Origin of the sequence: Mariniflexile gromovii, from assembly GCF_017814435.1 — a bacterium.
Classification (GTDB): domain Bacteria; phylum Bacteroidota; class Bacteroidia; order Flavobacteriales; family Flavobacteriaceae; genus Mariniflexile; species Mariniflexile gromovii.
In genome coordinates this window covers 66,948-92,127 of sequence record NZ_JAGJCB010000014.1, presented here as the reverse complement: position 1 = coordinate 92,127, position 25,180 = coordinate 66,948, and the positions used below count along the sequence as shown (strand labels likewise).

The following is a 25,180-nucleotide window of genomic DNA, read 5'->3' as shown; positions in this document are numbered from 1 at the left end:
TGATTTTTAATTTTCAGGAAGTCATTACAATATTTTTTAGATAAAATCATCATGTTTTCAACAAAATTTATTTAAATAATTCATAAAAAATCAATCTTAAAAATATCATTTTATTGTAAAATGATAGTGTTTATTATTTTAAATCCTTGAATTGTTTTTTTTTAACATAAAAATAACATATATTTGGCGTACCAAACTGGTAAACCACTTTGGTTTTCCAGAAAACAATCAATAACTAAATCAAAATTATTAACTTAAACAAATTACAAATGAATTTAAAAACTAAACTATCTTTAATGCTAATATTGATATTCAATATATCATTATTTGCACAAGACGGGTATCTACTATCCGGTACAGTAAAGGATGCGGCCGACATGCCCATTCCTGGTGTCAATGTAATTATTGCAAAAACCACAAAAGGTACGGCAACAGATTTTGATGGCGCTTTCCAATTGGAAGTTAAGAAAGGAGATGTACTTAACTTTACTTACTTAGGTTATGTTAAGCAATCTATTACCATTACAAATCAAAGAACACTTAACGTAGTTATGGTAGAAGATGCTGCCAAATTGGACGAAGTAGTTGTGGTAGGTTATGGTACTAGAAAAAAATCACATCTTACAGGAGCCATAGCAAAAATTGGTGGTGAAGATGTTGCCGCTGTGCAAGCTGCTCGTGTGGACGATGCACTTGCAGGTAAGTTACCTGGTGTTAGAATTCAAAATCAAAGTGGTGAGCCAGGAGCAGATCCAAAAATCCAAGTTAGAGCAGCGTCCTCTATTTCAGGTGATTCAAACCCTTTAATTGTAGTGGATGGCTTTCCAATTTCAGGAACTTTAGCAACAGTAAACCCAAACGATATTGAAAGTTTAGAAGTATTAAAAGATGCAGCTTCTGCGGCTATTTATGGGTCTAGAGGTGCTAATGGTGTTATTTTGGTTACTACAAAAAAGGGAAAGAGTGGAAAAGCTACTTTTAGTTATAATGCTTATACAAGTTTCTCTGATAAATACCTTAAGCGAAATGATATGCTTAAGACTGCTGGAGAATGGGGTAAAATATTAGAAGATGGTATTGCAGATGGAACTTATGATGTTTCTGCAGTGGATTCTCGATTAGTAGATTATAGGATAAATGCTTATAAAGATTCGCCAGATGTATTGTCTGTGGAAGACTGGTTATTTCGGACAGCTAATAGTACTAGTCATGATTTTAGTATGAGTGGTGGAACAGAAGATGTAAATTTCTTTGGATCTATAGGTTATCAAAACACGGAGGGTATAATAATTACTCAAGGTTTTGAAAAATTAAACGCACGTTTGAATATTGATGCTAAATTAGGAGAAAAGTTTAAAACAGGAGTAAGTTTTAATGGCTTTACATCTAAGCAAGACATGTTGAGTTGGGATATGAGAGATTTGTTAAGAGCTTATAGTATTAGTCCTATTTATCATACTGCGGAGTCTATTGCATTTGTTCAACAATTGGATCAGCAAAGAGCAACTTTATCTGGTCAGGGCGTACCAGGGCTTAGTGCTTCATTTGACTCGGGTTATCAAGGAAGAGGAAACGATGGTGTTTCAGGAACAGCGGATGATGCTCCTTTCAATAAGAGCATTTACACTTTAGAGCCTGGTGATCCTGCAGTAGATTGGCATTATGGAAGAGCAGGTAACGGTATTGGAGGAACAGGAGATGCAGGTCCGGCGCAAAAATTAGATAATACAAAACAATGGCAAAAAACATTCTTTGGTAATGTTAGTTCTTATTTGCAATATAGCATTGTTGAGGGTTTAAATTTAAAAACAGTTTTAGGTGCTGATCTTTTAGACACGCAATTGTATTACTATCGTAGCCCTTATTCGGATTCTAACGGACGTTTATCACAAACGGATTTAGACCAAACGGACGTTAAAAAAACTTCCGTATTAAGTGAAACTACTTTAAGTTACGCTAAAGTATTTGCAGATAAACATGATGTATCAGCAGTAATTGGAGTAGAATTTCAAGGCTTATATACTGATGGAACTGCTCTAAGAGGTTCCAATGTGCCATTTAGTGATATTGTTAATTATAATCTTTTAAGCCCTGCAGATATTGTAGTAACAGAGCGTGACGAGACTATTAACAGACAGAGTGTTTTTGGTAGAATTAACTACGCTTTTGATGATCGTTATTTAGCATCTGTATCTGTTAGAAGAGATGGTGATTCACGTTTTGGTGCTAATAAAAAATTCGCAACCTTCCCAGCTTTTTCTTTGGGATGGAATATGCATAACGAATCCTTTTTAGAAGGTAATAGTGTGTTGAGCTTATTTAAACCAAGATTTAGTTACGGATCTTTAGGAACAACTTCTTTTTTAGGGGCTTATGATTCATTAAGTCTTTTGAACTCGGCAGCAACCGTTATGGGTACAGGCTATTTAATACCAAGTAATGTTGCTAATGAAGATTTAACTTGGCAAACCAATACTGAAACAAATTATGGTGTTGACACAGGTTTTTTAAATAACCGTTTCAGAATAAGTGTCGATTATTATACCTCTGATATTAAGGATATTTTAATTAATCAAAGTGTTTCTGAAGTTCTAGGGACTACTTCCATAGCCCTAAATTCTGGCGATGTTAGAAGTAAAGGTTGGGAATTCGAACTAACTGCAAATCTAGTTAGTAATCAAAATTTCTCTTGGAGTATGGGGGGTAACTTATCTACAGTGGATACAAAAATCACAGATTTAGGTGGTTTAGATCAATTACCTGATGTTATTCACGGTCAGAGTGGTAGAGGTCCTGTATTTAGAAATTATGTAGGCGGAGCTATTGGTGAAATGTGGGGCGTAGAAACTCTAGGTGCTGTTGAAGATAAATATATGGCAGATCCAACACGTAATATTGGTATCAATAGTTCGGCATTTTATGTGAAAGATCAACAAGCTCCTGGCGAACCAGGATATGGTGTTATTGATAAAACAAGAACCGTAGCTGATGGTGGTGATTTAGTAAAAATTGGACAAAATACCCCAGATTTTTATTGGGGAATGTCACATAATCTTAAATATAAAAATATTGATATGTCATTACAATTTCAAGGATCTCAAGGAGGAGAAATTTGGAATGTTGACCCAATTTATTGGCAATCGGAATTTGGTAACAGATTACAAGTTAATAGAATTGACTCAAACAGTGATGGTTTAGCAGACCATAATGGGTTACCTTGGTTGGACTCAAATAATCAATTAGATGCTCAAATACAAGATGCTTCTTTTATTGCATTAAGAAATATAACTATCGGATATACTTTTAAAGAAGAATTAATTAGTAAAGTTGGTTTAAGCTCAGTAAGATTATATGCTGCAGCAACTAATTTATTATACCTATGGGCAGATAATTATACTTCTTTTAATCCAGAAGGTATAAATACAACCAATGATACGTATTTGGGACCAACAACTTATGGTTTACAAGTAGGAGCAAGTCCGATTGTAAGAAGTTTTACTTTTGGTGTAAATGTTAATTTTTAAATAAAAAAAAAATGAAAAATATATATATATTATTGGGTTCGTTGTTGTTTATAACAGCATGTTCCACAGATTTAGATCAATATCCACCTAATATTGCTAGTTCTGATTCTTTAACAGATTTTACAGGAGTTTTAAATGCGGCATATTTCTATCAAATTGATACCTCTACGCCAATGGTGGTAATGGGAGACTTTAGAGCCGATAATGCTTACATGTTTGAGTCTCCATATAGTGAATTTGATGATTTTGATAATGGCTTAACTGCTATGGAAGATCAATTTTTTGGACCTTTCTATACAGCTTTGTATAAATCGATATTAAGTTCAAATATTGTTATTTTAAATTCTTCTAACGCTAAACAAGTAGCGGAAGCTAAATTTTTAAGAGCTTTATCTTATTTTAAACTTGTACGAGTTTTTGGAGATGTTACTATTAATTTATCTGATTCACCTAGCTTAACCGATACTTCTATTTTAGCCCGCAAACCAGTAGCTCAAGTTTATGATAATGTTATCATTCCAGATTTAACAGATGCTATAGCAGTTTTGGGTACAGCAAGAACTGAAGGAAGAGCGTCTAAATATGCTGCTCAAGGCTTATTAGGCAAGGTATATGTACAAAGAGGAGATTTTACCAGTGCATTACCGCATCTTTCAGCAGTTGTAACAGGAGCTTCCGCCGCAGGTATCAATTTAAAAAACACTTTTGCTAGTGTTTTTGGTTCCGCTAATGATTTGAATTCAGAAATCTTATTTGCAACTCAAATAACAAGTAGTATTAACGGAGAATATACTTTTGCTTCAAGGTTTGCTACATGGAGTAGTGGGAGTGATACAAAATCACCTACACCATTAGACGCATCATTAATAGCCGCATTTAATGCGAGTCCCGGAGATACAAGACGAGCAGTAACATTTAATGCAGCAGAAACTGCGTCTATAAAATGGGGCGGTGCTGAACAAGATTGGATAGAACTTAGGTTTGCAGATATTCTTTTATTATATGCGGAAGCATTGAATGAAACGGGAGCTTCTGCAGCAGTTGCACTTGCTCCGTTAAACAGTTTGTATCCTACAGTGAGCATAAGAAGTAGAGCTGGTTTAGCCGATTTAAATCCGGCTACACTTAATACTCAAGCTCTTGTAAGAACAGCAATTGCTAATGAAAGAAGATTGGAATTGGCATTTGAAGGACAAAGATGGTTTGACTTAGTTAGAACAGGTACTGCCCAAACTGCCTTAGGAAAAACATTTGATAACAATTATTATTTATTTCCTGTTCCAATATCAGAACTTTCAGCAAGTTTTAATGTAATTACTCAAAACCCTGGTTACTAATAAAATTTATTAGATATAAAATAATAAACTTGAGTTAGTTTAGTTTTTTAGGTTAACCGGTCTGAGTCTCTTAGATCGGTTAATCTTTTATAACCCTAACCTATAATTAGGATATTTTTTTTGTTAATGGAATAAATTTAATAAATTAGCGTACCAATCTGGTACACCAATTAAATTTTATATGAACTTAGATGTCCTTTCAAAAAATGAAAACCAAGAAATCACCAACCGGGTTAAAAAAATCATTTCTCAAATAAGAGAATTAATCAACGAAAAACATTTACAACCTGGTGATAAATTACCCGCAGAGCGCATATTAGCTGAAAAGTTCGATGTTAGTAGAAGAAGTGTAAGAGTAGCAGTGCTTAAGTTAGAATCTTATGGAATATTAATATCAAAGCCACAAAGCGGAACTTTTGTTGCCAATATTGGTGCTATTGCTATGAATGGAATGGTTGAAGATATTCTAAGCCTTGGTTTGCCCGATTTTAAATCTTTGGTAGAGACCAGAATTTTGTTAGAACTAAAAGCGGTTAGTTTGGCTGCAGTAAGGCGTACAAAGGAGGACTTGGATAGAATTAAAGAAGCCTTAAGCGCACATAAAACCAAATTATTATCTGGACAAGACGCAGTTCAAGAAGATTTGTTATTTCATTTGGCCATTGCTAAAGCAAGTGGTAATGTAACTATGAATCAGATTATGATTGGCATTACACCTCAAATAATTGTCGATTTTAAAAAGTATCATAAAGATTATGATAGTTTAGATGAATTAAGAATAAAAGAACATACCGAGATTTATGAAGCAATTAAAGATCAAGATCCGCAATTGGCTGAAAAAAGAATGAAAACTCATTTTAAGTTACTGTACGAGTATTGTGGTGTTAGTGAACATTAAATGAGAATAGGTAAAACGATAATTCTTAAATCAAATAATCATCAATTCCATTTATATAAATACAAAATGAAACTTCTATAATGAATAGTCGACACTAAGCATCAAGATAATAGGTGTGCTAAGTGAGACCATTAAAAACGAAACGTATAAACTTATGAGAAATAATAATAAATTATCCGGAAAAAATGTTCTTATCACCGCTGGAGCTCAGGGAATTGGTGAATCAATTACCAAGCACTTTATTGATAGTGGAGCCAATGTTGCAATCCACTATTTTTCTAGTGCAGAAACCGCAAACCAATTGAAGGAGTATGCAACCAGTAAAGGACAAAAAGCAATTGTTATTAGTGGAGACTTAACTAAAGAAGTCGATGCAAATACAGTAGTTAAAAAAACAGTAGAAGCATTTGATGGTTTGGATATACTTATAAACAATGCGGGTTCACTTGTTGCTCGTAAAATGCTGAACGAAATGGATGCGGAGTTCTGGCACAAGGTCATGGATATCAACCTTACCTCCATGATGTTTGTAACACGAGCCGCAGCTCCTTTTCTAGCAAAAAATAAAAATAGTAGTATCGTTAATTTGGCATCACTCGCTGGACGTAAAGGTGGTCATCCAGGGTCATTGGTTTACTCTACCAGCAAAGGAGCTATATTAACATTTACACGAGCACTTTCTACAGAATTAGGGCCTCAAGGTATTCGCGTTAACGCCGTAGCTCCAGGTCTTATCCTTGGTACCTCATTTCACAATACACATACAACAAAAGAATCAGCAGCTGAAACAACTGCAGGTATTCCGATTAAACGAGCAGGTAATGCAGATGATGTAGCACGAGCGGTGTTATATTTAGCATCAGAATATGATGGTTTTATTACTGGTGCAACGCTCGACATTAATGGAGGTGTCTACAATATGTAGTAAGCCATTAAGCCAAATATAATTGATTCGTTAAAAAGCAGAAATCACATTCTGCTATTTAGAACTTAGTGTTTTATATTAATTGTTTTAAGGATAAATTTATGCTAAAGACTCCGGTAATTCACCCAACAATAATGGAAGTGCTTGCACGTTCAGGTCATTTTGCTCAAGTTGTTATTGCAGATGGCAATTTACCAGTCGCTGCCATGACAGGACCTAACTCTACCACCGTACACCTAAACTTTCGTCCAGGACTATTAGATGCGCTTACTGTACTTGAGGGCTTGCTTGAAGTTTGTCCTGTTCAAGGGGCCATTGTCATGGAAAAGCCTGTTGAAGCAAATGCAGAAATACACGATGCTTATAAAAAATTATTAGGAGATGTAACCTGAGATACCATGGAACGTTGGGCTTTTTACGACAAAATCAGAGAACCAGCCACCACACTAATTATTCAAACGGGTGAACAGCGACGCTTTGCTAATTTAATACTCACTGTTGGTGTAGTAAAAATGGTAGAAGAAAGCGGCTTTTAACAAATTCCAAGAATGTCTTTACATGGATCAATCAAACAATAAATGAATGTCAATAATCAATTATTATAAGATTTCCATGCTTGCTGCGCTCAAGGTAAACTAAAGTCGATACCTCCCTTTAAGGTTATTTAGTTTAATTACTTATAAGTAGAACTATAATTTATAAAAAAATGACTAACAAATTAAAAGTTTTAATTTCGGGCTCTGGGTTTGCAGGACAAGGTCATGCAGATGCATTTCGGGCGGCTGGTGCTGATGTTGTTGGTATTGTGGGCAGAACAGCTAGTGTTGTAAGTGAAGTGGCCAAGAAAAAAGCAATTCCATATGCTGTTACAGATTGGCAACAAGCATTGAAAGATTGCAAACCAGACATTGTTTCCATTGCAACCCCAGGTGGGGCGCATTACGAACCAATAAAACAAGCTATTGATTTTGGATGTCACATATTTAGTGATAAACCATTAACCGATACTGGTAAATCTGCGTTGGAGTTATACGAACTTGCCACGCAGAAAAAAATTAAAACAGCATTTGCTTCTAGCTTTAGGTATATGCCACACATTCAACACGCCAAACAGCTTGTTGCAGATGGAGCCATTGGAGAACCTACAGAAGTTGAATGTATCTCACACTTCAATTTAGAGCGTGATATTCCTTTCGGGTGGTCACATCGAAAAGAAGATGGGGGTGGAAGACTTAACAATAACTTTACCCACATGATATCTATTGTTACGTCTGTAATTGGCGAAAAAATCCTTTCCATTATAGGTGAAGTACGTGACGATTTGGGGAAGGCGCCCATAGTTGAAGGGGTACATAATTTTAAAACAAGAAGAGATTTCATTCCTAAAGACTTAAATGATCCTTCTCTTAAATGGGGAGAAAGTAATGTTGAGTGGTCATATACTGTATTAACACAACTAGAAAGCCCAATGGCAACTAAACCGGTTTCAGTATTGTTTAAGCATGGTGGGCTTGTCCCCAATTTTAGTGATAACCATATTGTGTTTTATGGAACAAAAGGCGCTATTTACATTAAAGGACACTACGGAATGGGACCTCTCTATTTGTGGGATGAAAACAAAACATGGAAAGAGTTGCCATTGCCTAAAGACATAGTTGATAATCAGCCAAAAGTTGATGGAGATACAGAACGAAACTGGCATTATTTAGTTAGGGAATTTGTAAAAGATATAAATGGAGAAAAAGTGGAGCCATATCAATCTTTCAAGGAAGGTAGTTTGTATCAACAACTCATCGATTTGATTAGAAAAAATAATAATTGGATAGATGTTCGTCATCTCCAATAAAAAGAAAAAACTATGTTCTATGACTACCTCGTTATCTGTCTCTATTTTATATTAATTCTTGCTATTGGTGTTATATTTTCACGAATGGCAAGCAAATCTACAAGTGACTATTTTCGTGGGGGAGGTAGAATGTTATGGTGGATGGTTGGTTCAACCGCTTTTATGGCTCAATTTTCAGCAGTAACCTTCACTGGTGCTGCGGGTAAAGCCTTTACCGATGGTTTTGCTATCGTAGCGGTGTATATTGGTAATACCTTGGCTTTCTTTTGTGCATGGGCTTACTTCGCTCAAAGATTTAGGCAAATGCGGGTGGATACCCCAACAGAAGCCATAAAAGGACGATTTGGTACTCAAAATGAAACGTTTTTTTCCTGGGCATTAATCATGTTTTCTTTTTTAAATGCAGGTGTTTGGTTAAATGCCTTAGGAGTTTTTACTAGTGCCGTTTTTGATGCAGACATCAATTTAACCATCATTGTTATTGGTTTAACAGTACTTTTTGTATCCGTATCATCTGGTGCATGGGGTGTTGTTGCTTCAGATTTTGTTCAAACTCTAGTAGTAGCAGTGGTTTCAGTAGCTTGTGCTGTGGTAGCATTAGTGAAAGTTGGTGGACCTATAAAAATGATTAATGATTTTCCAGGTGGATTTCTTATAGGGCCCAATATGAATTATCCATTAATATTATTTGGCACTTTCATCTTCTTTTTGCCAAAACAAATTTTTACAATGATGAATCTTCATGATTCATTTAGATTTCTCAACGCTAAAGATTCCTTAAATGCCCGTAAAGCTGCCATGTTAGCCATGATTCTAATGGGAGTGGGAAGTATTATTTGGTTTATCCCGCCATGGGCTGCCGCCACCCTTTACCCAGGTGCTGCTGAGGGGTATTCGCAATTAGGTAACAAAGCATCTGATGCGGTGTATTTAGTGTTTGCTCGTAATGCTATGCCCATTGGAACTATTGGACTATTAATGGATGCACTTTTTGCTGCTTCGATGTCCTCTATGGATTCAGCGCTAAATAAAAACGCTGGAATTTTTGTTAGAAGTATTTATCAACCTTTTCTAGCAAAAAGGAACAAGCAAACGGACGACAAGAAGCTGATGACAATTAGCAGATTAGTGAGCTTCATAAGTGGTTTAGGAGTTATTGCTGCTGCGCTTTATTTCGCATCACTTAAAAAACTTAGTTTGTTTGAGCTTATGATGTCCGTCTCAACTATGGTACAAGTGCCCATGATGGTACCGTTGGCTCTTGGACTTATTGTGAAAAAGACGCCAGCATGGGCACCCTGGGCTACCATAGCAGTAGGGTTGTTTGTTTCTTGGTTTGTTACATATGTGTTTACTGCCGATGTTTGTGCTGGATTGTTGGGTATAGAATCACTTACCGATCGTGAAATTATAGACATGAATATAATTTTAACCGTTGGTGGACACTTGTTTATCACTTCTGGATTTTTCTGGGCAACTTCACTATTCTACAATGAAGCTAAGGATAAAAATAAGCTTGGAACCGATAAGTTTTTCAAGGATTTGGAAACGCCTGTTATTGCAGATGAACAACAAGGTGAATTTGATAAACAACAAAGACGGAAATTGGGTAATATGGTTATGGCTATGAGCGCATGTATTTTAGTGATGGCTATGATTCCTAACCCGTTTTGGGGCAGAATAATCTTTATAAGTTGTGCCTTGATTATTTTTATCATTGGCTTTTTGTTGAAACGAAGTACCAAAAGCCAAGTTTCTTAAACAGAAAAGAGTACAATCATGCATCACAAAAAGTTCACATTCGTATTTTTACTATGGCTGAGTTATTGTGAAGTGTAGAATCAGCTCGATTCCTACCGTTCCAATATGATTTCTCAATTATTTCATTTAATCACGTGAGTTCCGTTTGAGAGTTTAACAGAGTAAATAGAACATTCCTTATTGAATTTTTCTTTATAAGCTATAGAAACGGTTGTTTTAAAAGCTTCAACAGCGTTTGTAGAAATTAAATTAATGGTACAACCACCAAAGCCGCCACCCATCATTCTAGCACCTAAAACCTGACCGTTTAATTTGGCTTGTTCAACAAGAAAATCCAATTCGTCACAACTTACTTTGTATTGTTTGGACAAACCTTCATGTGAACCATAAATTAGTTTTCCTAGAGTATTTAAATCGCCTTCTAACATAGCTTGTGATGCTTTAATGGCTCGATTGTTCTCTTGTATAACATACAACGCTTTTTGGTAGTTTTCTGGTGTTACTTCATCTTTAATTTCAAGTAAATCTTCCTCTGTAGCGTCCCTTAACGCTTCAATACCTAATAATGAAGCAATGTTTTCGCAAGCAGAACGTCTATCATTATACGCACTATCAGATAAACTGTGTTTTACGTTTGTGTTAATTAGCATCAGTTCATGCTCTTTAAAATTAATTTTGAAAGGTTTAGCTTCTATACTTCTACAATCTAATAATAGGGCATGATTTTCAATCCCAAACATGCTGGCATATTGATCCATAATACCACAATTAACACCTACATAATTATGTTCGGCTTTTTGTGAGATAAAAATCATTTCGGTTTTAGATAAGCCTAAGTTAAAAAGTTCATTTAAACCAAACACCACACTATTTTCAAGAGCGGCTGATGATGACATGCCAGAACCGGAAGGAATATCGCCACTAAATGCAATATTGAAATTTCCAACAACTTTATTTCTATTTTGTATTTCGGCTACAACACCCAAAACATAATTTTCCCAGCTACCTTCAGACGATGGTTTTAGTTTGTCCAATTCAAACGAGATGCTTTCGTTCATATCTATGGCATAGGCTGTAGATGTATTCGTATTGTTTTTTTGAATAGCAGCTATAATACCCTTATCTACGGCGGCAGGAAACACAAAACCATCATTGTAGTCGGTATGCTCACCAATAATATTGATTCTTCCAGGCGAAAAAATAAGTAACGGTTCAGTGCTGAATTTTTTTATAAAACTGTCTTTTACATGTTTGGTTAGCGCTGTATTCATTTTTAGTTGTTTGCTTTATTGATATTGAATTCCTTAAAATTAAGTTGTTCGTTTTTTTTAGTATTTAGAGAAAAGTAAAATTAACTATATTTTTATTTTAAATACATGTTTTTTTTCGTACTTTTTATACCATTAAATATCAAACTGTTAAATGTTTTAATTAAATGAATAAAAATGTTTGCTATTCATATAATTTTACTATATTTGGAAAACCAAACTGGTAAACCACTTTGGAGAACCAGAAAATCTACATTTATAACCTAATTTTTGTGGAAACATTAAACTAAAACTTTTAAAACTTTTACATTATGAAAAAATCTTTACTTTTATTGGCCGCTTTGGCTTTCACAATTTCTAGCGCTTTTGCACAAACGCTAATGTACGAGCCTTTCAATTATACAGATGGCGCTCAGAATACTGAGAATGAATTAATCAGAACAAGTGGGGGTTATTGGGCTGCAGGTCCAAGTATATCTACAGGAAGTACTACTAATGATGATATTGTAACATCTCCTTTTATTCCAGAATTAATAGGTTTGCCAGCTCAACAAGGTAATGCTTACTTTTTTAGAGGGGGTGGTAATGATCCGGTTCATAATTTTACAGCGAGAACATCAGGTGATGTTTACTGGTCTGCTTTCTTAGATGTTCAAGGTTGGACGACTTATGCGCCTGGTTCAACGGGTAAACAATTATTATCTCTTGTTAAATACAATCCACCTAGCACAAGTATTAGCTACCCAGGTTCTATAACTCTTAAAGCAAAATCTACAACCATTGGTGAGACAAAATTCTTTTTTGGTGTAACTAACGAGCATGTTGGTAGTGCTGCAATTGGAAATTACTCAACTACTGAGTTTTCAGTAACTGATACAAGTGTTGATCCTACTACTGTTTATTTTGTAGTGGTAAGGTATAACATTGACACAGCAACAACTACATTATGGGTTAACCCAACTTTTTCTGGAACAACCATGACAACTGATACTCCTACTGCTACAATAACTGGATCTAGTGGTGGTGGTCAAGTTGATGAAGTGAATGGTTTTTTCATTAGATTGGATGCCAATGCGAATACACCATCTACAATTTTAGATGAAATTAGAGTAGGTTTAACATGGGCAGACGTAGTATCTAATACGCCATTGTTAAGTGTTGCTAAAAGTGAAATTGAAGGATTAAATGTATATCCAAATCCAGCTAAAGATTATTTAACTGTTGAATCTAGCAAAACAAAAATTTCTTCAGTAGAAATGTATAATATTTTAGGTGCCAAAGTACTATCAAATAATACATTAGTTGATAATAAATTAAATGTATCTAGCTTAGCAAAAGGTGTTTATGTGTTAAAAATAAATGCTGAATCTAGCGCATCTACAAGAAAAATTGTGATTGAATAATTTTTGATACGATTTATAATAGTTTTTTTTGCAAAAAGCCTTTTTCTATAAAGGCTTTTTGTATTTTAATACTGAATAATTTATTAAGCAAAGAATCATGCCAACCAGAAGGGAATTTATAACCAAAACAGTATGTGCCGCTAGTTTATTGCCTTTTTCGGCATATGCTTTTAACAATAGTATTTTTGAACAACAGGATGATGTGCTTAATGTCAACATCTTCTCAAAACATCTTCAGTTTTTAGATTATAAAAGTACAGGTGAAATAGTTGCAGAAATGGGCTTTTCGGGAGTCGATTTAACGGTACGCCCCAATGGGCATGTGCTTCCAGAGTCGGTAAAAACCGATCTTCCAAAAGCAGTGAAAGCCATTACAGCAAGTGGTGTAAATTGTAGCATGATAACCACTAGCATTGAAAGTGTTAACAATCCATTAGATGTAGATATTTTAAAAACGGCAGGATCAGAAAATATTCAATATTACCGTACCAATTGGTATAAATATAAAGAAAACATGAGCATGCAAGATTCTTTATTGTTCTATCAAAATGAAGTAAAGCAGTTAGGTGATTTAAATGAAAAGTTAGGATTGATTGGCTGTTACCAAAACCATGCAGGTACAAGCGTAGGCGCTTCTTATTGGGAAATACAAAAAATTCTTGAAACAGTAAACCCCAAACATTTTGGAACACAGTACGACATTCGTCATGCTATGGTAGAAGGCGGGAAATCTTGGGAAAACGGATTTCAACTTTTACAAAAAAATATTAAAGTGATTGTTTTAAAAGATTTTAAATGGGGGCAAGTCAATGGGAAATGGGAACCCATAAATGTACCGATAGGTGAGGGGATGGTAGACTTTGACAAATACTTTAAATTACTTAAAAAACACAATTTAAAACCACCTGTGTCTCTACATCTTGAGTATGATTTAGGAGGTGCTGAAAAAGGAGACTATGAAATAACTGTTGATAAAAAGGTGGTGTTCGATGCAATGAAAAGGGATTTGAAAAAAGTACAACAATTATGGAAAAATGCTTAAAACCAACAAACTAAACTATTAAATACATTAAAATCAAAATATTAATACATGAAAAGAATTGCGATTATTTCAACTCTAGTTATTTTATTTATTACCACGAAATCTCTGGCGCAAACAAATAGCATTAAAGTTTTAAATATAAACGAGTTAAACAATGCGATAAAAAACTGTAAAGCTGGAGACCAAATAATTATGGCAAATGGCGTTTGGAAAGATGTTGAGATTAAGTTTTATGGAAAAGGGACTAAGGAAAACCCTATCACATTAACGGCCGAAACTATTGGAAAAGTAACTATAGAAGGCATATCTAATTTAAAAATAGGTGGTAGTAATTTAATAGTAAATGGATTGTATTTTAAAAACGGGTACACACCATCTAAAAACGTAATTCAATTTAAGATTGATAATAAAATTGCTGATAATTGTACCGTAACTCAATGTGTTATTGAAGGATTTACCCAACCGGACCGCGATGTTAGCGACCATTGGGTCGAGTTTTGGGGCAGACATAATGAACTAAGCCATTGCTACCTTACAGGAAAATCTAATTTCGGTCCTACCATCATGGTACGTTTAGAGGGCAATGAAAACATTTATAATTACCACCATATTACCAACAACCATTTCGGACCAAGACCTCGTAAAGGTGGCCCACATGGAGAAACTATTCAGTTAGGCGATAGTGGCACATCAATGACACCTTCATATACTTTAGTATCAAACAATTTCTTTGAACGTTGCAATGGTGAAATTGAAGTAATTTCCAATAAATCTAATTTTAACGAATATAGAAATAATGTTTTTTTTGAAAGCGAGGGTTCTTTGGTACTGAGACATGGTAATTATTGTACCATAGATGGAAACGTTTTTATAGGTAACGATAATTCAACCAATATTGGGGGAATTCGAGTTATTAACACAGGACATTGGATTACCAATAACTATTTCTATAAAATAAAAGGAAAAGAGTTTAGAAGTGCTTTGGCAGTAATGAACGGTATTCCAAAATCACCTTTAAACCGTTACAACCAAGTTACCGATGTTGTTGTGGCTTACAACTCGTTTATAGATTGTAAATCGCCTTGGCAGTTTAGTGTAGGCTCAAACGTAAGCCAGAGCGATGTATTACCAGCTACCGAAATTCGTTCAGCAAGACCAGAACGTGTTGTAGTTGCCAATAATTTGATTTATAATGAAGTTGCCGATGTAAACCCCATAGTAAATTATGATAAAGTTGATGGTGTAACTTTTAAAAACAATATTATAAACAACGAAAATAAAAGTGAGGTAAAACCTGAAGGATTAATTACCAAAGCTGTTACAGTTTCTAAAAAATCGAAAGCTTTATTTGTTTCGAATGAAAATATATCTGATGTATATTCAGGTTTCTATTTTGAAACTATTACAAAAGATTTGTTTGGAAATGCAAGAACCCCAAACAGCAATAACGTAGGGGCTATTGTAAATCCTGTTAAAGAAAATGCTGTTTTAATTGATAAAACTAAATTTGGAACTCATTGGTTTAACCCAAACAACGTAGTTAAACCTAAGACAATCAATGTCTCAACGTCTGAAGCACTAATAACGGCACTTAAAGAAGCCAATGCCCATGACGTTATTTCACTTAAAAAAGGCACCTATAAATTAAATTCCAGTGTAGTAATAAATAAGGCTGTTTCAATAGTTTCAGCTAGTAAAAACAGAAAACCAGAGTTGATTTTTTCTTCGGAAAATACAGCTTTCGAAATGCATCCAAATGGCAATTTAACTCTTGAAAACATTGTTTTAACAGGGAATAAAACTCAAAATACTTTTACAACTTTAGATAAATACATGAGTAAAGCCTACGATTTATTTATTAATAATGTAGAAATTAAAAACTTTAAATCTGTTTTAGAAGTATCAAAAGGATCATTTGCCGATACAGTTTCAGTTGCTAATTCTTCCATAAAAAACTGCGAACGTGGTTTTATGCTGAATAAAGAAACCAACGATGGGGGCGATTACAATGCGGAATTTGTTATTATTAAGAACACAACATTCGATAATATTCAAGAAGTTGTACTAGATTACTACCGTGGTGGTTATGATGAATCCACTATTGGAGGAAATTTAATCTTGAAAAACAATACGTTTACAAATTCAGGAAAAGCTGAAAAAGATTCTATTTTGATAAAAAATAGAGGTATTGTAAATGTTGAATTTTCTAAAAACACATTTAAGAATAATCCGGTAAAACTTATCGCTATACTTTGGGGTGAAAAAGGCCAAGAACCAGGAGAAAATACGATTGTAAATTCAGGAAAAATAGAAGTAGTACAAAACTTGGAATTAAAGTTAATGTACTAGTATATTAAAATAAATTCTTACAAATAGGTTCTATTTAGCTTTAAAAAGGTTAAATTGGTTTTCAAATTTTGGTTAACTTATTTATTAGCCTTATATTTGGTAAACCAATCTGGTAAACCACTATTTTTGAATGTATTGCTAAGCTAAAAGAAATTATATTTTAGTTGTTTTTGTTTGTATGAATAAGTAGTGATTTTTTATTGAAATTTAGTTTTAAAAAAGTATATAAATGTTTTTAAAAAAATGATAAAAACTACCTTAATCAGTTTATTGTTAGTTGTCAATACAAGTATTGCACAAAAAAAAGCAATTTCTAACAAAAAGGCAACGACCAAACATGAACACCCTAGTTTAGTATTAACCAAAGCTGGTGTTGAAAAAATTAAATCTCAATTAGGTACTGTGCCTTTGTTTGATAAAACTTTAGCAAATGTAAAAGCAGAAGTAGATGCCGAAATTTTAAACGGTATTGAGGTGCCCATTCCAAAAGATTTTTCAGGGGGTTATACACATGAGCGTCACAAAAGAAATTTCTTAATGATGCAAAAGGCAGGTGTGTTATATCAAATATTGAGTGATGAAACTTACGCAAAGTATGTTAAAGATATGCTTTTGGAATATGCAAAAATATACCCAACCTTACCTGTGCATCCACAAACACGTTCGTATGCACGCGGAAAACTTTTTTGGCAATGTTTAAACGATTCCAATTGGTTAGTTTATACAAGTCAAGCTTATGATTGTATTTATAATTACTTAACCGAAAAGGAACGCAAGCATTTAGAAAAGGACCTTTTTAGACCATTTGCAAAATTTATTTCGGTGGACAATCCACAATTTTATAATCGTGTACACAACCACAGTACTTGGGGAAATGTGGCGGTAGGTATGATTGCTTTGGTGATGGATGATGATAAATTATTGGAAACCGCATTACATGGATTAAAAAAAGACAATATCGATCCTAATGCTAAAGATAATGATGGAGGTTTTATAAAAAAGAAGGGCCAAAAAGTTGGTTTTCTTGCCAATTTAGAAGAACCGTTTTCGCCTGACGGATATTATACCGAAGGGCCTTATTACCAACGTTACGCTATGTATCCTTTTTTGGTTTTTGCTGAAGCTTTGCAAAACGTAAAACCAGAGCTTAAAATATTCGAATATAAAAACGGTGTATTATTAAAATCCATAAACACTTTGTTAAATTTAACGGATGCTGATGGTAACTTCTTTCCATTAAATGATGGTCAAAAAGGAATGTCGTACTATTCACGAGAATTGGTTTCGGCAGTAGATATAGGATATTATTTTGGTGGAAATAAAACCGATTTATTATCAATAGCCAAAAAACAAGACGAAGTTTTGTTAGATGATACCGGTTTAGCGGTTGCTATTGGAATTCGCAACGGATTGGAAACACCATTCATTAAAAAGTCATTGGATTTATCCGATGGTAAAAATGGAGATGAAGGTGGTGTAGCTATATTAAGAGTAAACGGATCTAAAGACGAGCTTAGTTTGGTAATGAAATATTCCGCACAAGGCTTAAGTCATGGACATTATGATAAATTATCGTTTTCTTTATATGAAGGAGGCAATGAAGTTATTCAAGATTATGGAATGGCTCGTTTCGTCAATATCCAACAAAAAGGTGGTGGTAATTATTTAAAAGAAAATACCACTTGGGCTAAACAAACCATTGCGCATAATACTATAAACCAAGATGAAACATCGCATTTTGGTGGCGATTTTGAAACAGGAAGTATGCACCATTCAGAAAAATACATATTTGATGTTTCAAATTCCAATCTTCAAATAATAAGTGCTAAAGAAACAAATGCGTATCCAGGCACCCAAATTCATAGAACTATGGCATTTGTTAAAGATGATTCTTTTGAAAATCCGTATCTTTTGGATATCATTAAAATAAATGCAGAAAAAGAACATCAATATGATTTGCCATATTATTATTTAGGGCAATTAATGTCGGCTAATTTTGAATATACAAAATCAGAAACTTTAAAGCCATTAGGTGAAAAAAATGGATATCAACATTTATGGAAAGAAGCCGAAGGTAAAACAGGAGCAAGTAATGCCAAAATTTCTTGGTTTAATAATGAACGTTTTTATACACTAACATCGGTGGTTTCAAATGAGGATAATCTAATCTTTACTCGTATTGGTGCCAACGATCCTAATTTTAATTTAAGAAATGATCCTGGTTTCATTATAAGAAAACCACAAACTAAAGATTCTTATTTTGTATCCTTAATAGAATCTCATGGGCATTATGACCCCGTTAGTGAAATAGCCACTAACGCATTTAGCAACCTAAAAAAATTAAGTATTGTTTATAGTGCTGATGCTTATATAGCAATAAGTATTGAAAATGAAAACAATACTAAAAGTATGTTTTTGTTTTCATTAAACGATAATTCAAAAACCAGTAAACATCAAATAAAAATAGAGGATAAAGCCTATGAATGGGTAGGTGTTTATCAATTAATCAACAATTATTAAAATAAAGATTATGAAAAGATTTAGTGAAAAGTACATCATTACAAAAGAAATGGAATGGGAAGAGCTTGGTGGAGGAGTATCAAGAAAGTTTTTAGGTTATGATAATCAAATCATGATGGTAAGAGTAAAATTTGAGAAAGGAGCATTGGGTACGCCGCATAAACATTTTCACACACAAGCAACCTTTTGTGCTTCTGGTAAATTTGAATTTGAAATTGATGGTGTAAAGCAAATTGTAGAAGCAGGAGATGGCGTGTATATTGAGCCTAATTTATTGCATAGTGCAGTTTGCTTGGAAGCAGGGGAGCTGATTGATACATTTAGTCCAGTGAGAGAAGATTTCTTGAGTGGTGAAGCGGTATCTTATTTTGGGGATAAAAAGGCATAAAAAAAAACTCTACTCATTAGATGCTACCCCAATAGAGAAGATTTTGTGCAGTAAATTGCTGCTATCGAAGTTTATTTGTTAAAATTTAAGGACAATCCATTTATTTTTTTATCGAAACAACTGTTTTTAACAAAATATTACATATATTTGGTCAACCAAATTGGTTTACCAGTTTGGTTGACTAAATTATTAAAGCTATTCTTTTTAAATAATAAATTTTATAGGATGGAATAAAACAAAACACAAGTAAGCACTTTTTAAAAGCATTCTTAGTCTAGTTGTAGGGGTATAAATATGTTTTGATTAAGGTGTTTTTTATTTACAGCTGCCCTTAAACAGGCTTAATATTACAACAAAAACTAAATCAAAAAAATTAAAAAATCTAATTATTTAATTATGAATTTAAAAAACAAGTTTGTTCTCATTGCGATATTGTTTTTCAATATTGCAGTATTTGCTCAAAACGTAACTGTATCTGGTCAAGTTGTTTCTGCAACAGATAACATACCTATTCCTGGTGTAAATGTTATTATTATGAATACAACAAAAGGTACTACAACCGATTTTGATGGAAATTTTCAAATTCAAGCGAAGAAAGGCGACATAATACAATTCTCTTATATAGGTTTTGTTTCTCAGGTTGTAACTTTTAAAGATCAAAAAAACATCAATATTTCTTTAGTTGAAGATGTTGCAAAACTAGATGAAGTGGTAGTTATTGGTTATGGTACACAAAAGAAATCTCACTTAACTGGAGCTATTTCAAAAGTAACAAATGAGAATCTTGATCAAATTGCAACATCAAGGATTGATGATGCATTAATAGGTCAGGTTTCGGGTGTTAATATTCAGGCCACAGATGGTGAAGCAGGTGCTGCACCTACTATAACCATTAGAGGTGTTGGCTCTATGGCAGGAGATTCTACGCCATTAATAGTAGTAGATGGTATTATTGTAGATTCCAGTTTTTTAGGGTCTTTAAATATGAACAATGTTGAATCCTTTGAAATTTTAAAGGATGCTGCATCTTCTTCTATTTATGGTTCTAAAGGCTCTAATGGTATTATAATGATTACCATGAAATCTGGAGTTTCCGGAAAGACAAGAGTTAACTATAGCACATTTACAGGTATGAAAACACCTAGAAAGAGTGACGCCTATGGTTATACAACAGCAGATTGGGCTAAGCAACAAACAGATTTAGGGTTGACACTTTCCCCATATACAGTTGCACAATTGCAAATAGGCACAGATCGCTCTTGGCAAGATGTGTTTTTTGAAACAGGTACTATTACCAATCATGCCCTTTCTTTAAGAGGTGGTAATGACAAGACAAAATTCACGGTAAGTTTGAACTATTCAAATGATGAAGGTGTTATGTTGGTTGATAATTACAAGAAATACGGAGCAAGATTAAAACTTGATAGTAAGTTAAACGATAAGTTTAGTATTGGTGGTAACTTAAGTCCTTCATTTACTAATAGAAGACGTTTTTCAGAAAACATTCATAACGTAGCTAGACATCAACCTTGGTTACCTATCTACCACACAGATCAATCGCTTCAATTTGTTGATCCAAATGGACCTTATGCAAGTATGCAAGTTGGTGATTATGCCAGACAAGATCATTTTGTAATATTTGATTTAGATGGAGATGGTGATATTGATGACAGATTAACCAATATAGGTAATAGTAATAATGCTAACCCGTATGCAAGAATTGTTGAACGTAATAGATCAGACGAAAAGTTTCAGCTATATGGTAGTTTTTATGGTCGATATAACATAACAGATGCTTTAACATTTACAACAACGTTGGCAGGCTCTTATAATGATACCAAAAGAATAGATTATATGGGAACTCAAGCAAGAGAAAGTATAACAGATGCTTACATGCAAGAGATTTCACAAAAAGAAAATTACATTATTTTCGACAACTTTTTCAATTATGATAAATCGTTTGGAAAACATGATTTAGGCATCACATTAGGTACGTCTGTTGAAAGTAGAAATTATTTCTATTCAGGTTTTAAAGGAACTGGGTTTACAAACGATGTAGTACAACAAATTACTAACGCAACAGCTATTTCAGAATTTGATGGTTTTGAGTGGCAAAAACGTGGCATTTCATACGTTACAAGAGCTACTTATGCTTATGATAGTAAATATTTGGCCTCTTTAAGCATGAGACGCGATGGAAGTTCAATTTTTGGTTCAGATTATAAATATGGTAATTTCCCTGCTGCTTCTGTTGGTTGGAACATTGCAAAAGAAGATTTCTTATTGGAAAGTGGTTTTATAAACAATCTTAAATTTAGAGCAAGTTACGGTGTTACGGGTAACGACCGTTTAAATACAGGAGCAACAGACCCAGACGCTCAAGGAAGTGAAGCAACATTAACCACAGGTAATATTCTAGTTGATTATTACCCACATTTAGCCTTATTGGGAGCTGCTAATTCTAGCTATTCTGTAGATGGTAGTATACAAGCAGGTTTTTCACCAGTAAATATTGCAAATCCTGAATTAAAATGGGAGCGTTTAATTGAAATTAATCCAGGTTTGGATTTTGGAATTCTAAACAATAAAATATCTGGTTCAGTTGATTGGTACCGAAGAACTAGTGATCAATTACTACTTAATAACCCAATATCAGTTACCACAGGATTTTCAGGTGCTTTGGTAAATTTAGGAGAAGTTAAAAACGAAGGCTGGGAGGTTGAGTTAAGAACAAAAAACATTACCGCAGAAAAATTTAGTTGGAGCTCCACTGTTATAGCAACTACCAATAAAAATACATTGGTTGATTTTGCTGATTCCAATGGACAGATTACAAGTTTGGACCCTAGTAGACCTGCAGAATGGATTAACTTAGAAGGAAATCCAATTTCATTATTTTATGGTTATGTAGTAGACAAAGAATTGGCTTTTGTAGATAGAGACAGACCATGGAGACATGTTGGAGCAGAAGCAGGTTTGGTTTATGTGAAAGATTTAAATGGAGATGGTGTATTAGATGAAGAAGATAAAACCGTTTTAGGAAACCCATATCCAGAATTAATTTGGAGTTTTACTAATGAATTTAAAATAGGTGATTTCGATTTTTCTTTTATGTTCCAAGGTTCGCACGGTGCAGAAGTAAGAAATATAGCTGATCATTATTTGTTTAGCCACAACAATAATAGAACAATATTAGCTTCGGCACCCAATAGAGAGTTTTTAGTAGATAAATATTTCACGAGTAGTATGGTACAGGATGCATCTTATATTGCATTAAGAAATGCAAATATTGGATATAATTTCCCAACTGACGTATTAACTAAATTCGGTATTTCTGGATTAAGAGTTTATGCAGCAGGTCAAAACTTAATTTACAAAACCGCTACAAATTACACAGGATGGAATCCGGAAGCTTTAGACAAAACAAGTCCAACGCAGTATGGATACCAAAGAGGAGGTTCGCCTATTTATAGTACTGTATCTTTAGGTCTCAATTTAGATTTTTAATAATTAAACAAATCAATATTATGAAATATTTAAAATATATCGCTATAGTTTTAATGGGAAATGTATTTGTTTCTTGTAGCGACTTTTTAGAGCCTGTACCAAGCTCATCCATTACAACCGATAATTATTACACAACGGCTGAAGAGTTGGAAACAGGGTTAATTGGCGTGTATGCTGCTATTAAAGGTATTAATAGTAGAGATAAAGATGAAAACCATGGTGTTCAGTGGGAATTCTATGTAACTGAAATGCGTACTGATAATACTAGCACTAAATCTCCAGATAGTGAAGATGCTTCTGATGCAGGTCAACTTGAAAGCTTAGATGTACTTCCAACAAATAATTTTGTAGGTAATTATTATACTAGTTTTTTTCAAGTAGTCTATAGGGCAAATGTTATACTTGCAAATTTAGATGTTGTTACTGATAGTACTAGAGCAGCAGCAATTGAGGCTGAAGCTAAATTTTTAAGAGCCTATGCTTATTTTAATTTAGTACGATTATTTGGTGATTTACCATTAATAGATCGTGTTATTACACCATCTGAAACTGAAATTCAGTTTACAAGGGTTAGTACAAGTTTAATTTATGACTTAATAATTTCAGACTTAGAAACTGCTATAAATGGTGGTTTATCTACAACATATAAAACTAGAGCCACAAAAGCAGCAGCTCAGGGATTATTGGCTAAAGTTTATTTAAGTTTAGATACCCCAAATTATTTACAAGCTCAACTTCTATGTGAAGAGATCATAAATAGCAAAAAGTATTCTTTACAAAGCAATTTCTACAATGTATTTTATAATGAGAGAAATTCAGAAATAATTTTTGCCATAGGATATAACAGTAATGTACAAGATAATAGTCAAATTTTCTCAGCAGAATGGATGAATGCCGTTGGTAATACAAGTGGTGTTAATTACGCTACCACCGATGTTGTAGCAGCAATAGATGCGAATGGTGGAAATAGAAAAGACGTTTCTTATAGACAAGATCCGCTTACGTTATTCGGCGGTACTGTTAGGTATCAAGTAGCTAAATATTTTCCTGATGGGGCAACTGGGGGTAGCGATGGACAAACATTTACTGGTTTGCCACAACTTGCAGGTAACGATTGGATCGTGTTGCGCTATGCCGATATTCTGTTAATGCATTCAGAAGCAATTTTAGCAGGGGCTGCTGAAACTACAAATACTAATGCAATCAATTCTTATATGGAAGTGCGTGTAAGAGCAGGATTTGATGCACTAAGCGATAGACCTACAAAATTAACTAAAGATGCCTTATTGTTGGAAAGACGTGTAGAGTTTGCTTTTGAAAACCATAGATTATTTGATTTAATCCGTTTTGATGCTGCACAATCCGTACTTTCTGCATTTGCAACTGCTAATGGTTTTGAATTTACAAGTACAGATTTATTATTGCCAATTCCTCAAAATGAAATAAATTTAAGTAGAAGTAGCAACACTGTTATGGCACAAAACCCAGGTTATAATTAAGATAAATTAATTAAATAAAAAAGATATGAAAACAATTATTAATCTAAAAAAATACGTATCAAAAGTATGCTTTGGTGCTTTGGCACTTATAGCTTGCGTTTCAGTTACGTCATGCGATCCTACCATTGATGCTTTAGCTTTTGATTTGCCAGAAGCTAATTCAAAGCCAGATTTAACTCCTCCAACAGCTAATTTTAAAGCAACGGTAACTTTGGATTATTTAACGTACAATTTCTCTAATATATCTACGAGTGCAACAGATTATCTTTGGGATTATGGAGATGGTAACACATCTACCGGTGTAGACGGTATTAATACATTTCCAGGTGAGGGCACCTATAAAGTTACCTTAACAGCATCAGATAAGCTTGGTCAAAAAAGTATATTTACAATGGATATTGAGGTTGTAGAGCCGGATGTACCAGTTATTTTACCACCAGTATTAATTTTTCCAGATTTTGAAAATGACGCTGAGAAAAACGAATGGAAAGCACCTTTTAAAGGTACCATGCAAACCACTACATCTGGCGGGTATTATGAAGGGGCTAGAGGAGGAAAATTACCTCAAGACGGATCAAGAGCTGGATATCAGGAATTTGACATTACTCCAAACGCAAATTTTGTTTTAAGGTTTAAATATAGAATTAGAGATAGAGAACCACTTCAAACAGGAGAGATGTATGTAAGAATTGTAAAACCTTTAACTATATCATCTTATGATTTAGCTGTTATAGAAAGTAATTCAATCGCAAGTGCTACCTATGTTGAGTCAGATACAACTACCGGTTCTTTGCAAGATGGAGCTATATTCTTTAACTCAGGTGCTAATACAAGACTTGCTATATTGTTCCATAATGAATTAGATGAATGTTACATTGATTCGTTTAAAATAGAAGTTAATCAATAATTCAAT

15 protein-coding genes and 1 pseudogene are annotated in these 25,180 nt (G+C 33.9%); 15 read left to right on the top strand and 1 reads right to left on the bottom strand.

Annotated features, from left to right (window positions below; genetic code table 11):
* Positions 1-269 precede the first annotated feature (269 nt).
* The 7 genes and pseudogenes from J8H85_RS13860 to J8H85_RS13825 all read left to right on the top strand — a co-directional run bounded on the left by J8H85_RS13860 (position 270) and on the right by J8H85_RS13825 (position 10,291).
* Complete coding sequence (locus tag J8H85_RS13860) at positions 270-3,524, top strand: SusC/RagA family TonB-linked outer membrane protein (protein ID WP_209655809.1); 3,255 nt, start codon at positions 270-272, stop codon at positions 3,522-3,524.
* Between the two features lie 11 nt (positions 3,525-3,535).
* Positions 3,536-4,861, top strand: coding sequence for a RagB/SusD family nutrient uptake outer membrane protein (locus J8H85_RS13855; protein WP_209655808.1), 1,326 nt, complete (start codon positions 3,536-3,538; stop codon positions 4,859-4,861).
* 181 nt (positions 4,862-5,042) lie between these two features.
* The gene (locus J8H85_RS13850) at positions 5,043-5,759 is read left to right on the top strand and encodes a FadR/GntR family transcriptional regulator (protein ID WP_209655807.1); all 717 of its coding nucleotides are present in this window, start codon (positions 5,043-5,045) and stop codon (positions 5,757-5,759) included.
* Between the two features lie 154 nt (positions 5,760-5,913).
* Positions 5,914-6,684, top strand: a complete 771-nt coding sequence (locus J8H85_RS13845; RefSeq protein ID WP_209655806.1) for an SDR family NAD(P)-dependent oxidoreductase — start codon at positions 5,914-5,916, stop codon at positions 6,682-6,684.
* Between the two features lie 101 nt (positions 6,685-6,785).
* Positions 6,786-7,220, top strand: a pseudogene (locus tag J8H85_RS18960) (RbsD/FucU family protein).
* Between the two features lie 170 nt (positions 7,221-7,390).
* Positions 7,391-8,530: a Gfo/Idh/MocA family protein gene (locus tag J8H85_RS13830; RefSeq protein ID WP_209655803.1), complete on the top strand. Its 1,140-nt coding sequence runs from the start codon at positions 7,391-7,393 to the stop codon at positions 8,528-8,530.
* Between the two features lie 84 nt (positions 8,531-8,614).
* On the top strand, positions 8,615-10,291 hold the full coding sequence (locus J8H85_RS13825) for a sodium:solute symporter family transporter (protein WP_209655802.1): 1,677 nt from the start codon (positions 8,615-8,617) through the stop codon (positions 10,289-10,291).
* A 122-nt stretch (positions 10,292-10,413) separates the two neighbouring features.
* Here the strand turns inward: J8H85_RS13825 and galK are convergent, their stop codons facing one another.
* Positions 10,414-11,562, bottom strand: a complete 1,149-nt coding sequence (gene galK / locus J8H85_RS13820) for a galactokinase (RefSeq protein WP_209655801.1) — start codon at positions 11,560-11,562, stop codon at positions 10,414-10,416.
* Positions 11,563-11,870: 308 nt separating this feature from the next.
* On the opposite strand from galK, the gene J8H85_RS13815 reads away from it, so the two are divergent.
* The 8 genes from J8H85_RS13815 (at position 11,871) to J8H85_RS13780 (ending at position 25,174) form a co-directional block, all read left to right on the top strand.
* Complete coding sequence (locus J8H85_RS13815; RefSeq protein WP_209655800.1) at positions 11,871-12,962, top strand: T9SS type A sorting domain-containing protein; 1,092 nt, start codon at positions 11,871-11,873, stop codon at positions 12,960-12,962.
* 97 nt (positions 12,963-13,059) lie between these two features.
* Entirely contained in the window at positions 13,060-14,004 is a 945-nt protein-coding gene (locus J8H85_RS13810; RefSeq protein WP_209655799.1) for a sugar phosphate isomerase/epimerase family protein, read from the top strand.
* Between the two features lie 48 nt (positions 14,005-14,052).
* Complete coding sequence (locus J8H85_RS13805) at positions 14,053-16,353, top strand: chondroitinase-B domain-containing protein (RefSeq protein WP_209655798.1); 2,301 nt, start codon at positions 14,053-14,055, stop codon at positions 16,351-16,353.
* 243 nt (positions 16,354-16,596) lie between these two features.
* A complete protein-coding gene (locus J8H85_RS13800) occupies positions 16,597-18,873 on the top strand; it encodes an alginate lyase family protein (protein WP_209655797.1) in 2,277 nt (758 codons plus the stop codon).
* A 10-nt stretch (positions 18,874-18,883) separates the two neighbouring features.
* Positions 18,884-19,261, top strand: coding sequence for a cupin domain-containing protein (locus tag J8H85_RS13795; protein ID WP_209655796.1), 378 nt, complete (start codon positions 18,884-18,886; stop codon positions 19,259-19,261).
* 396 nt (positions 19,262-19,657) lie between these two features.
* The gene (locus tag J8H85_RS13790) at positions 19,658-22,768 is read left to right on the top strand and encodes a SusC/RagA family TonB-linked outer membrane protein (protein ID WP_209655795.1); all 3,111 of its coding nucleotides are present in this window, start codon (positions 19,658-19,660) and stop codon (positions 22,766-22,768) included.
* 20 nt (positions 22,769-22,788) lie between these two features.
* Positions 22,789-24,267 carry a RagB/SusD family nutrient uptake outer membrane protein gene (locus J8H85_RS13785; protein WP_209655794.1) on the top strand — a complete coding sequence of 493 codons (1,479 nt, stop codon included), beginning with the start codon at positions 22,789-22,791 and terminating at the stop codon, positions 24,265-24,267.
* 25 nt (positions 24,268-24,292) lie between these two features.
* Complete coding sequence (locus J8H85_RS13780; RefSeq protein ID WP_209655793.1) at positions 24,293-25,174, top strand: PKD domain-containing protein; 882 nt, start codon at positions 24,293-24,295, stop codon at positions 25,172-25,174.
* Positions 25,175-25,180 lie beyond the last annotated feature (6 nt).

Bases quoted from the DNA above. Each gene is read 5' to 3' on its own strand.
- J8H85_RS13795 (WP_209655796.1), top strand. From the start codon at position 18,884: ATGAAAAGATTTAGTGAAAAGTACATCATTACAAAAGAAATGGAATGG.
- J8H85_RS13825 (WP_209655802.1), top strand. From the start codon at position 8,615: ATGGCAAGCAAATCTACAAGTGACTATTTTCGTGGGGGAGGTAGAATG.
- galK (WP_209655801.1), bottom strand. From the start codon at position 11,562: ATGAATACAGCGCTAACCAAACATGTAAAAGACAGTTTTATAAAAAAA.
- J8H85_RS13805 (WP_209655798.1), top strand. From the start codon at position 14,053: ATGAAAAGAATTGCGATTATTTCAACTCTAGTTATTTTATTTATTACC.
- J8H85_RS13815 (WP_209655800.1), top strand. From the start codon at position 11,871: ATGAAAAAATCTTTACTTTTATTGGCCGCTTTGGCTTTCACAATTTCT.
- J8H85_RS13800 (WP_209655797.1), top strand. From the start codon at position 16,597: ATGATAAAAACTACCTTAATCAGTTTATTGTTAGTTGTCAATACAAGT.
- J8H85_RS13810 (WP_209655799.1), top strand. From the start codon at position 13,060: ATGCCAACCAGAAGGGAATTTATAACCAAAACAGTATGTGCCGCTAGT.
- J8H85_RS13850 (WP_209655807.1), top strand. From the start codon at position 5,043: ATGAACTTAGATGTCCTTTCAAAAAATGAAAACCAAGAAATCACCAAC.
- J8H85_RS13845 (WP_209655806.1), top strand. From the start codon at position 5,914: ATGAGAAATAATAATAAATTATCCGGAAAAAATGTTCTTATCACCGCT.
- J8H85_RS13860 (WP_209655809.1), top strand. From the start codon at position 270: ATGAATTTAAAAACTAAACTATCTTTAATGCTAATATTGATATTCAAT.
- J8H85_RS13855 (WP_209655808.1), top strand. From the start codon at position 3,536: ATGAAAAATATATATATATTATTGGGTTCGTTGTTGTTTATAACAGCA.
- J8H85_RS13780 (WP_209655793.1), top strand. From the start codon at position 24,293: ATGAAAACAATTATTAATCTAAAAAAATACGTATCAAAAGTATGCTTT.
- J8H85_RS13790 (WP_209655795.1), top strand. From the start codon at position 19,658: ATGAATTTAAAAAACAAGTTTGTTCTCATTGCGATATTGTTTTTCAAT.
- J8H85_RS13830 (WP_209655803.1), top strand. From the start codon at position 7,391: ATGACTAACAAATTAAAAGTTTTAATTTCGGGCTCTGGGTTTGCAGGA.
- J8H85_RS13785 (WP_209655794.1), top strand. From the start codon at position 22,789: ATGAAATATTTAAAATATATCGCTATAGTTTTAATGGGAAATGTATTT.